This is a genomic window from Streptomyces sp. NPDC001351, assembly GCF_042896045.1.
GTDB lineage: Bacteria > Actinomycetota > Actinomycetes > Streptomycetales > Streptomycetaceae > Streptomyces.
In genome coordinates this window covers 89018-102566 of sequence record NZ_JBIAWS010000023.1, presented here as the reverse complement: position 1 = coordinate 102566, position 13549 = coordinate 89018, and the positions used below count along the sequence as shown (strand labels likewise).

Genomic DNA, 13549 nt, shown 5'->3' with positions numbered 1-13549 from the left:
GTAATGGATCAGGGGCCTGATCCGGTGACTGGATCAGGCCCCTGACTCGTTGCCGGGTTGCCTGCCGTCGGCGGGCATCTTGCGCCCCTGCTGGTTCTCAAGCTTCTTGCCGCGGGCGGGACACGCGGTTCGGTCGCCGTTCCCGCCCTCGGCTTGCCGCACCCCTTACTTGTCAGCCGGGGTGATCTCCCAGGTGGTGTTGTCGCCATGCTGCTGGGTCCAGAACAGCCGCCAGCCGTCGCGGAACAGTGTCGGCACCTTGGCGCCGAGGATGCCGTGCGTGCCCGGGTCACCGTCGGAGACGTGGATGCCGGTGATCTCGTTGTCACCGTCGTTCTGGATGCCGCCGTTCACCGAGGACAGCATGTTGTCCAGGGTCGCCGAGGGGTCGCGGCCCTCGGCCAGGAAGCGCACCGGCTGTGCGCCACGCGAGTAGTCGGTCGTCGTGGCGAAGACGTACCCGGAGTCGAAGGCGCCCCGCTGGGTGTGCACCGTGTCGCTGGCGTCCTCGACGAAGGCGACGTGCGTGCGGTCGAGGAAGGTGACGTTGTCGATGCCGGTGTGCGCCTTGTCGCCGGTGTAGAAGACGCTGAGCTTGCCGTCGTCGGAGCGCGGGTTGCTCTGGGTGAGCTTGTAGAGGGTGCCCCAGCCGCCGTAGCCGTCGTTGGCCGTGCTGGTGGTGTTGGTGTCGCCGGTCGCGTCGAAGTAGAACTCGCGGAAGTCCGTGCCCGGGCGGAACTGGCCGTTCTCCGGACGCTTGAACGGGGTCGCCTTGGCCGCCTTCGCCAGGGCGTTGGCGTCGAACGCCTTCCCGCTGGTGTCGGTCTTGGTGTCGTGGATGGTCACCCAGTGGGTGCGCAGGGCCGGACCGTAGTTGGTCAGGTCCTTCTCGTCTTCGGTGAACGCTCCGCCGGTGGGGTGCGCGCTGTCGACGTCCTGGTACGCGATGGGCGAGCCGCTGCGGCGGGAGACGACCTGCAGGGCCTGGAGCCTGCCGCCCTTGGTGAGGTCGTGCTTGTTGTAGGGGATCAGCCGGTAGACGAAGCTGTTGGGGATCTTCGTCTTGGTGGCGACCGTGGCTCCGCCGCTGTCCTCGACCATCAGCAGGTTGCCGGCGGAGTCGTTCTGGATCCCCTCGTAGCCGGCCCGTCCGGTGACGAAGGAGATGTCCTGGACCTTCGAGCCGATGTCCGGGGTGGCCTGGAGCACGGCGCCCTCGGCCCCTTCCTCGGAGGTGAACAGCAGCCGCTTGGCCCAGGGATCCCAGGTGGAGCCGTCGATGGCGGGAATGCTCGTGCCGTCGGTCTTCTTGGTGGCCAGCAGCGTCACCCGGTGCGCCTGGTCGGCGTCGAGGTTGATGCGGGTGATGTACCCGGCCTCGCCGCCCTCGTGGCCCTGGAAGAGGAAGTGTGTGCCGTACGGGTACGACGCGTCGGCGCCGTGCAGGCCGGACAGCCTCAGGTAGGTGTTCTTGTCGGGCTCGGTCTTGCTGGCCTCGACCTTCACGCCCGGGGCCTGCTTGATGGCGGGGTCGGGCAGCAGGGTGCCGTCGCCGAGGTATCCGTAGTAGGGGACCTGGTCGGTCGGGTTCTCCAGCTTCAGGGAGCCCTGCGCGACGGGGTGCTCGGCGAGCCCGGGCGACAGGACGTTCGGGGCGGTCACGCCGCGGGCGTCGGTGACAGCCGGCACCGACGACCAGGCGGCCACGCCGCCACTGGCGTCGGCGGCACCGGGGGACAGTGCGAGGCCGACGCCGATCACACTCGCCGCCACCGCTGTTGCGACAACGCTGCCACGTCTCTTTTTGGCCATGTGCGATCACCTTCCAGATGAGCGGGGGCACACAGTCAAGACACAGCCGCCGTCACAGGATGGCTGGATTGGTGTCGGTCCGATTGATGATCTGTGAACTTTGTGCGGCCTTGCCCGGCAGCGAAGGGCAGTCCGGTCGAGGGGAGCCGACGTCTCTGATGCAAGTCATGGACCCTCGCCCGTTGGGCACGGGGACGGGTACGGGAAGACCCCGTACCCGTGGTGCTGGGTACGGGGTCTTCGTCAGCGCCTCGCACGGAGTGTCCCGGCGGGGGATGGCGGAATCGGACTCCGGTGCGTGACGCGTTCTCGGGGGATCGTTCGTCAGCAGTTCGGTGCGTCCGGGGGCCGTTGCCTGTGGAACCGGCCTGCGTCCCGGGCGGGCGCCCGATGCCTCACTCGGTCCCAGGGCGGACGGTGGGGAAGGCGTGCTTGCGGGCGGCGACCACCACGATGAGCACCGGGGCCATGAGCGCGAGGACGCTCCACGGGAAGGACTTGGGGCCGAGACCGTCCAGGAGGATGCCGCCGACAGCTCCACCGCCTGCCATGAACGAGTTCCATGTGGTGACCAGCAGGGCCTGTCCGCGGTCGCCTCCCGCGTCGGTGACCGCGGTCTGCAGGAGGGTGGTGACGCCTCCCCAGCCGAGGCCCCACAGCACCATCGCCGCGTACACCACGATCATGTTGCCGGCCAGCGTCGCCAGAAGGACGGAGGCGACAAGGAACAGGGCGCTGCTGACGATGGTCAGCTGACGCAGCTTGCGGTCGACCAGGGCGCCCGTGATCCAGATGCTCACCACGGACGCGATGCCGAAGACCAGCAGCACGACGTCGCGGGAGCCGCCCATGTCGTAGGCGTCGAGGAAGGTGGCGATGTAGGTGTAGAGGATGTTGTGGGCCAGTACGTAGGCAGCGACCACGAACAGGACCGCCACGACCCCCGGAAGGGACAGGGCCTTCAAGATGGGCTCGCGGGCCCCCGGCCGCTGGCCCGGGGCGTCCGGGACCGACACCGTGATCCACCCCAGCAGTGCCACGGAGATCAGCGTCACGAGGCCGAAGGTCATGCGCCAGCCGAAGAGTCCGCCGAGGAATGTGCCGAGCGGGATGCCCAGGGACAGGGCGAGCGGGACCCCCGCCATGGTGATGGCGATGGCCCTGCCCTGCAGGTGCTGGGGCGCCAGACGCCGTGCGTAGCCGACGAGTTCGGCCCAGACCGCGGCCGCCGCGACCCCGGCGAGGAGCCGGAACGCCATCGTCAGGGGGTAGTTGGACGACAGGGCGGTGACCAGGTTGGCCACCGCGAACACTGACACCGCCAGAAGCAGCAGCTTCTTGCGCCGCCAGGCCGCCGTGGTGACGGACAGGGGGATGGCCGCGACGCCGGTGGCGATGGCGTAGACCGTCAGCGCCTGGCCCATCGCGGACTCGCTCACCGACATGTCACGGGCCATCTCGGGAAGAACTCCCGCCGGGAGTGCCTCGGTCAGAATCCCCATGAAGGCTGCTGTGGCCAGAGCCAGAAGCGGTGAAAGGGGCAGCTTCCGATTGTCTGCTGCTGGAGCGGAAGTGCTCAGCAGCTCTGTCTGGGATGTTGACATGGTTGTATCCTCAAACCCTCACATCGGTGTGAATGTCAAGCTCGTACGAATGAGGTGGGTCACATGCGGATCGGGGAACTGTCCGAGCGGACCGGAACCCCTCGTCGGCTGCTGCGCTACTACGAGGAGCAGGGCCTGCTCGTCGCCGGCCGCGCGCCGAACGGCTACCGGGATTACCCCGAGGGCTGTGTGAACCGGGTCCTGCAGATCAGAGGACTCCTCGACTCCGGCCTGCCGACGCGGATCATCAAGCAGATCCTGCCGTGCATCAACGACCCCCGGGCCATCCACGTCTCCGACGCGACGCCGGAGACGATCGCCACCCTGGAGAACGAGCGCCAGCGCATGACCGACCGCATCGAGTGTCTGATGCGCAGCCGGGAGGCCATCTCCGGCTACCTCGACGCCGTCCGCCGCGAGTCGGCCGTCGCCGCCTGACCGTACTGGACGGGGTTGGCCAGCACGACGCCGTGGCTGGTCACGTCGATGACCATCCGGTCGCCGTCCTCGATCCGGAACCCGTCGTGGTAGGTGGCCTTGTCGGCGCCGAGCAGCAGGTAGTTGACCAGCCCCGGCCGACGCAGAATCGGGTACGACAGGATGTGCGCCGTCATGTCCTCGATGCGGTGGTAGAGGGAGTCCCCGCCGCACGAGAAGTCGCCCTCCCAGGCCGGGGTGCCGTCCCGTTCGATCGTGACCCGTCCGGTCACGGTCCGGGGCGGCTCGTCGAGAAACAGCCAGGGCGTGGGCGAGGTCTCGCACAGCTTGGCGTACGGCGTCCAGGCCCACGGGTTCTTCCGGTGCACGCCGATGTCGTTGAGGCCGTATGGGCGGGTGAGCGCGGTGCCATAGCCGCTCGCGGGGGGTTCGATGTGCAGGACGACTTCCCGGGCGTAGGGACGATCCACGACGAGGTGGACGGGGTGCCGTAACGGCCGTACTTCGCGGGGGACGGGCGCGCTTCCCAGGATCGTGGGACGGGTGGGCCCGCCGTTCATCGGGCGATCGTGATGTCCGGGGTGTCGGTGTCGGGGAGCCAGTCGCGGTCGGGGTGGTAATCGAGCCAGCGACGGGAGCGGCCTGTTGCGGTGAAGCCGCGGAGCAGGGTGTCGAGGTGAGGGTGGCGGTGGGATGCGCGCCAGGCCAGGGACCACGCGTACAGCGGTGTGGGAGCGACCAGGGGGATGGAGCGCAGGCCCGTGTGGTCGGGCAAGGGGGCGTCGGCGGGGAAGAGGGTGAAGCAGTCCGGGTCGGCCCGCAGGTGCGCGGCCAGGTGGTCGAGGCCCAGGTTGGGTCCGTCCTGGCGGTGATGGATGGCGAAGGCGTCGGCGAAGCGGCGCAGGAAGTCCAGCCGGGGCAGTTCGGCGGGACAGAGCAGGATGCCGGTGCGCAGGTCGGACGGCCTGAGCTCGGCGGCACTCGCCAGGGGGTGAGAGGCACTGAGCAGGACGTCGACGGGTTCGAGCCGGACCAGGCGCTGGGTGAGGCCCGCCGAACCGCCGGGCAGCGGGTGCACCCGGCCGAATCCCACGTCGGTGTCGCCGCGCAGCAGTGCCTGGGCGACGGACGGCCAGTCACGTCCGGGGCCCGGCTCCAGCCGTACGCCGTCGAGCCCTTCGGCTGCCTGGGCGACCGTGCGCATCGGCGCGAACAGGTGGCCCCACACGTCGAGCCGCAGGGACGGTCCCGCACCGCGGAGGACGGCTATCGCCCGGTCACCTGCCGACAGCGCCTCTCGTGCGGCCGGCAGGAACCGCTCACCCTCTTCGGTCAGCCGCACACCGCCCTCGCGTTCGAACAGCCGGACCGACAGCAGGGTCTCCAGGCGGGCGACGCGCTTGGACAACGCCTGCTGGCTGGTGCCCAGTTGCTCGGCGGCGCGTCCGAAATGCAGGTGCTCGGCAGTGACGGCGAACGCCCGCACCAGCGCGAGATCGAGATCCATGGCTCTGACCTTAGGTGACAACAAACCGTTGTCACCCCAGGGCCTCGGTTGTTGGCGGGGTGCTTCCGAGGGCCGATTGAGTGTCTGCACAAGGAGGTGCCGACATGAAAGCGCTCGTACCGACCGGAGATCCGGCCGCACCCGTCGTGTTCGCCGACGTCCCCGAGCCCAAGCCCGGCCCGGACGAGGCCCTGGTGAAGGTCGAGGCGTTCTCGATCAACCGGGGAGAGACGTTCAAGCTCGAACGGCCCGCAGCCGGCGACCGCCCGGGGAAGGACGTCGCCGGCCTCGTCGTACAGCCCGCCGCCGACGGGACCGGACCGGCCGGTGCCGCCCGCGTCGTCGGCCACCCGATGGCCGGCGGCTGGGCCGAGTACGCCGCCGTCCCCACCTCGGCTCTCGCGCCTCTGCCCGACACCATCCCGGCAGTCGAGGCCGCTGCGCTCCCGCTCGCCGGGCTCACCGCCCTGCGGCTGCTGGACGCCTCAGGGCCCCTGCTCGGCCGCCGGGTCCTGCTGACCGGGGCCTCCGGGGGAGTCGGGCACTACGTCACCGAGCTCGCGTCTGCCGCCGGTGCCCGGATCACGGCCGTGGCCCGGGACGCCGAACGCGGCGCCCGGCTCGCCGAACTCGGCGCCGAAGCGGTCGTCCATGAGGTCGCCGACGCCCACGGCCCCTTCGACCTCGTCCTGGAGTCGACCGGCGGCCGAGCCCTGCCCCTGGCACTGTCCCGGCTCGCCCGGCGCGGCACGCTGATTTGGTTCGGCCAGGCCAGCCGCACGCCGGCAACGCTTGACTTCTTCGACTTCTTCAACGGTCCGGAATCGGCGGTCATCCGCCACTTCCACTACCTCGACGCCGACACCAGCCTCGCCGACGACCTGGCGACGCTCGTCCGGCTCACCGCGGGAGGCCGTCTGCACCCGGAGATCGGCCGCGTCGCCGACTGGGCCGAGACCGCGACCGCCCTCACCGACCTGCGCGAGCGGCGCATCCGCGGCAAGGCCGTCCTCACCCTCAACTGAAAAGGAGCACGCCATGACCGACCCCAGGACCGTCGTCGTCCGCTACATCGAGGCCGTACGTGACGGCGACGCCGACACCGTCATCGCCAGCTTCGCCGAAGACGCCAGCTGGCACTACCCGGGCAGCCTGCCCATCTCCAAGATCTGGAACGGCCGCGACGCCATCGTCAACGAGTTCCTCGGCGGTATGGGCCCCCTCCTCGTCCCCGGCACGCTGGAGATCGAACTCATCAGCACGACCGCCGAAGGCGACCGCGTCGTCGCGGAGTGGACCTCCAAGGCCGAGACCGTCCACGGCACCACCTACGACAACCGCTGCATAGGCATCTACACCGTCCGCGACGGCCGGATCACCTCAGTGATCGAGTACGCGGACACCCAGCACGTGGCAGCTGTCCTGTTCCCCGGTGCGGACTGAACAACTCGAACTCAAAGCCGTCAGCGACTGGCGGGATCACCCGCTGACCCGGCGCCTTCCGCCACGATGGAAACCGGCCAGGGCGACAGGCAACCGTGGAGGCGGGCGATGGGTGGATCGGGTGCTGCGGGCGGTGGGTACTCCGGTACCCCGCTCGCCAGGAAGATCGGCATCAGGACGCGGCACCGGGTGGCGCTTCTGCACGCTCCGGATCCGTTCGACATCCCCGGCCTGCCCGACGGGGCGGAGCTCACGGCGGACGGCCCCCGCGACGCCGACATCACCCTCGCCTTCTACCGGACCCACGCCGCCCTCGCCGCCGAGGCCGCCGCACTGGCCGCTGCTCTGGCCGACCACGCCATGCTGTGGATCGCCTGGCCCCGCAAGGCCGCCGGGCACGTCAGCGACATCGCCGAGAACGATCTGCGGGACCTCTTCCTCCCGCTCGGCCTGGTCGACGTGAAGGTCGCCGCGCTGGGGGAGGACTGGTCGGGGCTGAAGTTCGTACGGCGCAGGGAGAACCGTCAGGGGACCCGCCACGCCTGACCCAAGAATCGGCGTACTCAGAAAGTCCTCACCGTGAACGGCTAGCATCGCGGCCGGGATTGCCGGCGGCCGTGATGGGGTGAAGGGCATGCAGGACCTGGGAGCACTGCGGATCGCTGTCGCCGTGGTGACCATGGGAAACAGGCCCGCCGAGGTCGACGCCCTCCTTGAGTCCGTGGCCAAGCAGGACCTGGCGCCCGCGCGGATCGTGATCGTCGGCAACGGCTGCCCGCTGCCGGACTTCGCGGAGCGGCTGGCGCTGCCCGGTGAGGTCACCCTCCTGGAACTCGACGAGAACCTCGGCTGCCCCGGTGGCCGGAACCAGGCGCTGGCCCGGCTGCGGGAGTTCGGGGACGTCGACGTCGTGGTCGAACTGGACGACGACGGACTGCTCGTCGACGCCGATGTGCTGCGGCGGGTACGGGACCTGTTCGCGGCCGACCCGGAGCTCGGCATCGTCGGCTTCCGCATCGCGGACGAGCACGGCGAGACCCAGCAGCGGCACGTGCCCCGGGTCGGCGCCTCCGACCCGATGCGGGGCGGTTACGTCACCGGGTTCCTCGGCGGCGGCCACGCCTTGCGGACCGCCATGCTCGACGAGATCGGCGACTGGCCCGCCGAGTTCTTCTTCGCCCACGAGGAGACCGACCTGGCCTGGCGGGCCGCCGACGCCGGCTGGCGGATCCTGTACGCACCCGAACTGCTGCTCCAGCACCCGAAGACCTCGCCGGCCCGGCACGCCATCTACTACCGGGTGAACGCACGGAACCGGGTCTGGCTCGTCCGCCGCCGGCTGCCGTTGCCGCTCATCCCCGTGCACCTGGCGATCTGGGTGCTGCTCACCCTTGTACGGACCCGGTCGGGGGCGGGGCTGCGCGCCTGGTTCGGCGGGTTCGTGGAGGGTCTCAGGGAACCGGCCGGCGAGCGGCGGCCCATGCGGTGGCGGACCGTGTGGCGGCTGGCGCGGCTGGGACGGCCGCCCGTCATCTGACGGGAAACGGCGGAGGGGACGAGGGTCCCGGGCGTTCACCTCCGCCGACCGGGACCCTCTGACGTCCCACGGATCCGGCCACGGCGGCGTCACTCCCCCGAGTTGCGCGTTCTACGCGCGCACCCCCGGGCCAGATCCGATGAAGTGATCACATCAGGTGGCACCAACAGATCGCTAACATGTGGCCAACGGTTCTCCGTTTCGGCCTCGGCCGATTGGCGCGAAGCCGTCGGCCGGCACCGCCGGACGGCCGCAGCCGTACGGATTCCAGCGGCGACCGCCGTGACACAGGTGGCGGGATACCGCCGTGACGAGGGCGGAAATCCGCCAAGGACGCGGGAAGGCAGTGGGCGGCGTGAGGCGGGGCCAGCTGCGGTTCGGACTGCTGGGGCCGCCCGTTCTCTACGACGTCCACGGCGAGGCCGGCGACTCGGGCGACGCCGCGGATGCCTCCGGCGAGGCCGAGGTCAAGGCCATCGGCAGCCCCAAGGTCCGCACCCTGCTCGCCGCCCTGCTCCTCGAAGCCGGCCGTGTCGTCTCCGTCGAGTCGCTGAAGGACGCGCTGTGGGGCGGGGCGCCACCCGCGTCCGCGCAGGCCTCGCTGCACAACCATGTGGCCCGGCTGCGCAGGCTGCTCGACGACCCCGAGCGGCTGCGGGCGGTGCCGCCCGGTTATGTGCTGCGCGTCGAGCAGGGCGAACTGGACGTGCATGTCTTCGAGCGTCATCTCGCCACGGCCCGCGGCGCGTTCGCCGCCCGCAACTGGGAGCGGGCGGTGCGCGAGTGCACGTCCGCGCTCGCCCTGTGGCGCGGCACCCCGCTGAACGGCCTCCCCGCCGAGCTGGGCGGATACGCCTTCGTCCAGCGCCTGAAGGAGGCGCGGCTGCTGCTTCTGGAGTGGCGCTACGACGCCGAGCTCGCCGTCGACGGTGCCCGACTGGACGGTCTCGTACCGGAGCTGGCCGCACTGGCCGCCGAGTATCCGCTCCGGGAGGCGTACCACCGCCAGCTGATGCTCGCCCTGCACCGCACCGGCCGCCAGGCCGAGGCCCTGGCCGTGCACCGGGATCTGCGCGCCCGCCTGGTGGAGGAACTGGGCGTGGAACCGGGCCCGGCGATACAGGAGGCGCACGTCGAAGTGCTCGCCACCACCGGGCTCCCCGGTGCCCCGCGCGAGGACGACACCGCGTCCGGCAGCACGGACGACCCCGCGCCGGCCCTCCCGCAGCCGCCCCGGCCCGCCCAACTGCCCCCTCCGCCCGCCCACTTCACCGGCCGCACCCCCACTCTCGGCGACCTCCGCACCACCCTGGAGCCCGGTCGAACCCCTGCGGTGGCGGTCATCAGCGGCATGGCGGGCGTGGGCAAGAGCGCCCTCGCCCTGCAGGTCGCCCACACCATGAGGGAACGTTTCCCCGACGGTCAGCTGTACATCAACCTGCACGGCGCGACCCCCGGCATGACCCCCCTCACACCCAGCCAGGCCCTCGCCGCCCTGCTGCGTGACCTGGGCACCGAGCCCCGCCGCATCCCCGAACACCCGGATGCGGCTGCCGCGTTGCTGCGCTCCCTGCTCGCTCCGACCCGCACCCTCCTGCTCCTGGACGACGCCGCGCACGCCGCTCAGGTACGGCCGCTGCTGCCGGCCGGCGCGGGCTGCGCCGTGATCGTCACCAGCCGTTCGCCGCTGACCGCCCTCGACGGCGCCCGCCGCTTCCCGCTCGCCCCGCTGAGCGGCGAGGAGAGCGCCGAGCTGCTGCGAGCGGTCTCCGGCCGCGACGCCCTGGACGCGGCCCATCCCCTCGTCGAACTCACCGGCCGCCTGCCGCTCGCGCTGCGCATCGTCGCCGCCCGCCTCGCCGCGCGCGGAGCGCTCACCCCCGAGGTGCTGGCCGGTCAACTCGCCGCCACCGAAGGACGTTTGCACCACCTGGAGTACGACGACCTGAGCGTCCGCCGGTCCCTGGCCGTCGCCCACGACGCGCTCGCCGCCTCGGAGCGCGGGGCCGACCGGGACGCCGCCCTCGTGCTGCGCGGGATCGGCGCGCTCGACCTGCCCGCGTACGGCGCCCCTCTCCTCGCCCACCTGGTCGGCACCGACGAGCGTCGCACCGAGGCCGCGCTGGACCGGCTCGTCGACGTGGCCCTCCTGGAGGAGACGGCGTACGGCCGCTACGCCCCGCACGACCTGGTCCGCGACTTCGCCCGCGAACTGGCCGCGGGCGCCAGTGACGTGGATACCGCCCTGCCCTGGTACGCCGCCGTCGCCGAGCGCGCCCTCATGGCGATCGTCGAACCGGGCCTCGACCAGGACGACCGCCGCCGCCCGACCGCGGCCCAGCCGCCCGACCACGCGGCACACGTCGCCGCCCTCCCCGCCTTCGAATCCGCCGGACAGGCCTTCGCCTGGGGCGACACGGAGCTGGCGAACATCGTCACGCTGGTCGAGCGGTACGCCGAGGACGCCGGTGCCGACTGCGACCTACAGGCCCTGAGGGCCGCCCGTATCTCGACGCTGATCCGCCTCTTCTTCCCGTACGTGCTGCGCAGTGGCCGGGTCGCCGAGATGGAGGTGCTCGGCCGGGCCGCACTGCGGGTGGCCCGGCGGCTCGGTGACGCGGCCGCCGAGGCGTACGCGCTGGGCGACCTCGCCGGGCTGCACTTCCTGACCGGGCGGCAGGGCGAGGCCCTCGACCTCAACGACCGGGCGCTGACGATCTGGCGGCGGCTGGACCACGTCTCCTGGATGCGCCGCTGCCTCAACAACCGCGGCCTGCTGCTCGAAGGGCTCGGCCGCTACGAGGAGTCGGGCCGGGCCCTGCGCCAGAGCCTGGAGTACTCACGGCAGTTGAACGACCCGCACGGCGAGGCCGTGACCCACAGCCACCTCGGCAACCTGTACGAGCACACCGACCCGCGGGCCGCGATCGAGCAGCACCGGCTCTCGCTCGCCATCGGGAACGAGATCGGCGCCGTGATCGTGCAGCACTCCGCGCATTGCAACATCGGCTACGCGCACCTCACCCTCGGCGAACCGGCCGCCGCCGTACCCCACTTCGAGGAGAGCCTGCGCATCCTCGGCGGCCACGGCGACTGGCACGGCGAGTCCCAGACCCGGCTCGGGCTGGTGCGAGCCCTGCGGCTGCTCGGCCGCACGGAACGGGCCGCCGCCGAGTGCGCCGAACTGCTCCACCGCGCGGACACCCGCGCCGACCGCTACATGGGTGGCCTCGCCCGCCACCAGCACGGGCTTCTGCTGCGGGAGCGGGGGAGCGCCGAGCAGGCGTACGAACAGTGGCGCGCGGCACTGGACGCCCTGGACGGCACCGACGAGAAGGCGGTGTTGGCGGAACTGAGGGGGCTACTCGGCGAGGCTCCGTAGCCTGCGGGCAATCGTGCCGCCCTGGGCGGCGCCCGACCCAAAGAGAGCGGCACCCCGCAAGCGCGGGCAAGCGAACCCCCCCCTCCCTCAGCACCAGCACCGGTCACCACTCACTTAGCATCCGCATAACACTCCACCACCGCCGTGGTGAACGGAAACCGCACCGGCGTCTCCCCGAACGTCAGCCGCCCCGCCAGCTCCGCCGCCTCCCGAATCGCCGCCGCCACCGCTTCCGCCTCCCGCTCGGGACAGTGCACGATCACCTCGTCGTGCTGGAAGAAAACCAGCTCGGCAGCCATGCCCGCACAGGCCTGCCGCAGCGCGGCGAGCACCAGCAGCGCCCAGTCGGCGGCGCTCCCCTGGACGACGAAGTTGCGGGCGAAGCGGCCGCGGGCGCGGGTGTTGGTGGAGGCGTACCCCGGCACCCACTCGGTCCCGGCGGGGGCCTCGGCCGGCTCGTCCTGCGGGATGCCCGCCTCCTCCGCCGCGTCCTCGCCCGCCCCGGCCGCCGGCGGGCAGGTCCGCCCCAGCCAGGTCCGCACGAGCCGCCCCTCCTCGCCGGCGCGCGCCGCGTCGTCGACGTAGGCGACCGCCTTGGGGAAGCGGCGTCTGAGCGCGGCGAGGTTCTTCAGGCCGTCTCCGGAGGTCTGGCCGTAGACCGCGCCGAGGACGGCGAGCTTGGCCTGGGCGCGGTCGCCGGAGAAGGCCCGGTCGGAGACCGACTGGTAGAGGTCGCCCTCCCGCCCGGCCACCTCCATCAGCCCCGGGTCGCGGGAGATGGCGGCCAGTACACGCGGCTCCATCTGGTCGGCGTCCGCGACGACCAGCCGCCAGCCGGGGTCGGCGACCACCGCGCGCCGGATGACCTTCGGGATCTGGAGGGCGCCGCCGCCGTTGGTGACCCATCTGCCGGTGACGGTCCCGCCCGCGAGGAACTCGGGCCTGAACCGCCCCTCACGCACCCAGTCCTGCAGCCAGGACCAGCCGTGGGCGACCCAGATGCGGTACAGCTTCTTGTACTCGACCAGCGGCTTCACCGCCGGGTGGTCGACGGACTCGATCTCCCAGCGCCGGGTCGACCTCACCTTGATCCCGGCCTGCGCGAACGCCTTGATGACGTCCGCGGGCAGGTCGGGCCGGACGCGGCGCCCGAAGGCGGCGGACACCTCGTCCGCGAGCTCGGCGAGGCGGCGGGGCTCGCCACCGCCCGCGTACCGCTCGCCGAGCAGTTCGTGCAGCACCCGGCGGTGCACCTCGGCGCTCCAGGGCAGCCCGGCGCGGTTCATCTCTGCGGCCACCAGCATCCCCGCCGACTCGGCCGCGGTCAGCAGCCGCATCCGGTCGGGGTGCGCGGTGGCGTCGTGCCGGCGCTGCTGCTCGGCGTACACCTCGACGAGATCGGGCAGCGGCACATGGGCGGTCCGCGGTTCGAAGAGCGGGGACTGCGCGCCCGGTTCGGCGGAGCGCAGGGGCGGGTCGGGCGGCACGGGGCCGCCGCGGAGCCGGGCCAGAGCGGCGGCCGCCGAGCGTGGCTCGCCGTACCGCCCCTCGTGGCCCAGCAGGAGGGTCTCGGCGTCCTCGATGTCGTAGCACCGCTCCACTCGCACCCCCGTGGCGAGCAGACGCGGATACACCTCGGCCGTGGAACGCCACACCCACCGCACGACCTCCGGCCGCCCCCGCACGGCCGTCGCGAGGTCGGGCTCCCACAGGACCGGCCCGGCGAGCAGCCCGTCCGGACCGAGGGCGGCGAGCTCCACGCCACCGTCCTCGGCCGGAGCGAGCGCCCAGCGGTCGGTCATGGTTGCGAGTGTGGCAGGGGGGTC

At 71.8% G+C, this 13549-nt stretch carries 11 protein-coding genes; 6 read left to right on the top strand and 5 right to left on the bottom strand.

All coding sequences use genetic code 11. The annotated features are described in order from the left end of the window. Positions 1-165: 165 nt before the first annotated feature. Together ACFY1U_RS47880 and ACFY1U_RS47875 are read right to left on the bottom strand one after the other, a co-directional pair. Complete coding sequence (locus ACFY1U_RS47880) at positions 166-1812, bottom strand: hypothetical protein (protein ID WP_390700391.1); 1647 nt, start codon at positions 1810-1812, stop codon at positions 166-168. 395 nt (positions 1813-2207) lie between these two features. Then, a complete protein-coding gene (locus ACFY1U_RS47875; protein ID WP_390700390.1) occupies positions 2208-3416 on the bottom strand; it encodes an MFS transporter in 1209 nt (402 codons plus the stop codon). Between the two features lie 63 nt (positions 3417-3479). Between ACFY1U_RS47875 and ACFY1U_RS47870 the strand changes: the two genes are divergently transcribed. Beyond that, entirely contained in the window at positions 3480-3854 is a 375-nt protein-coding gene (locus tag ACFY1U_RS47870; RefSeq protein WP_390700389.1) for a MerR family transcriptional regulator, read from the top strand. Here ACFY1U_RS47870 and ACFY1U_RS47865 read toward each other — a convergent pair. Next, entirely contained in the window at positions 3812-4414 is a 603-nt protein-coding gene (locus ACFY1U_RS47865; RefSeq protein ID WP_390700388.1) for a hypothetical protein, read from the bottom strand. The two genes, ACFY1U_RS47870 and ACFY1U_RS47865, sit on opposite strands and share 43 nt — an antisense overlap. After that, positions 4411-5361: a LysR family transcriptional regulator gene (locus ACFY1U_RS47860; RefSeq protein WP_390700387.1), complete on the bottom strand. Its 951-nt coding sequence runs from the start codon at positions 5359-5361 to the stop codon at positions 4411-4413. Before ACFY1U_RS47860 ends, ACFY1U_RS47865 begins: the two co-directional genes overlap by 4 nt. A 104-nt stretch (positions 5362-5465) precedes the next feature. Here ACFY1U_RS47860 and ACFY1U_RS47855 point away from each other — a divergent pair, with 104 nt between their 5' ends. From ACFY1U_RS47855 to ACFY1U_RS47835, 5 genes are all read left to right on the top strand, one after another. Continuing rightward, entirely contained in the window at positions 5466-6386 is a 921-nt protein-coding gene (locus tag ACFY1U_RS47855; protein WP_390700386.1) for a zinc-binding dehydrogenase, read from the top strand. A gap of 13 nt (positions 6387-6399) precedes the next feature. Next, positions 6400-6804, top strand: a complete 405-nt coding sequence (locus ACFY1U_RS47850; RefSeq protein WP_390700385.1) for a nuclear transport factor 2 family protein — start codon at positions 6400-6402, stop codon at positions 6802-6804. A gap of 108 nt (positions 6805-6912) precedes the next feature. Further along, positions 6913-7350 carry a DUF3052 domain-containing protein gene (locus tag ACFY1U_RS47845; RefSeq protein ID WP_390700384.1) on the top strand — a complete coding sequence of 146 codons (438 nt, stop codon included), beginning with the start codon at positions 6913-6915 and terminating at the stop codon, positions 7348-7350. Positions 7351-7438: 88 nt separating this feature from the next. Then, positions 7439-8341: a glycosyltransferase family 2 protein gene (locus tag ACFY1U_RS47840; RefSeq protein WP_390700383.1), complete on the top strand. Its 903-nt coding sequence runs from the start codon at positions 7439-7441 to the stop codon at positions 8339-8341. Positions 8342-8696: 355 nt separating this feature from the next. Continuing rightward, the gene (locus ACFY1U_RS47835; RefSeq protein WP_390700382.1) at positions 8697-11723 is read left to right on the top strand and encodes a BTAD domain-containing putative transcriptional regulator; all 3027 of its coding nucleotides are present in this window, start codon (positions 8697-8699) and stop codon (positions 11721-11723) included. A gap of 110 nt (positions 11724-11833) precedes the next feature. On the opposite strand, the gene ACFY1U_RS47830 is transcribed toward ACFY1U_RS47835, so the two are convergent. Beyond that, positions 11834-13525: a bifunctional 3'-5' exonuclease/DNA polymerase gene (locus ACFY1U_RS47830; protein ID WP_390700381.1), complete on the bottom strand. Its 1692-nt coding sequence runs from the start codon at positions 13523-13525 to the stop codon at positions 11834-11836. Positions 13526-13549 lie beyond the last annotated feature (24 nt).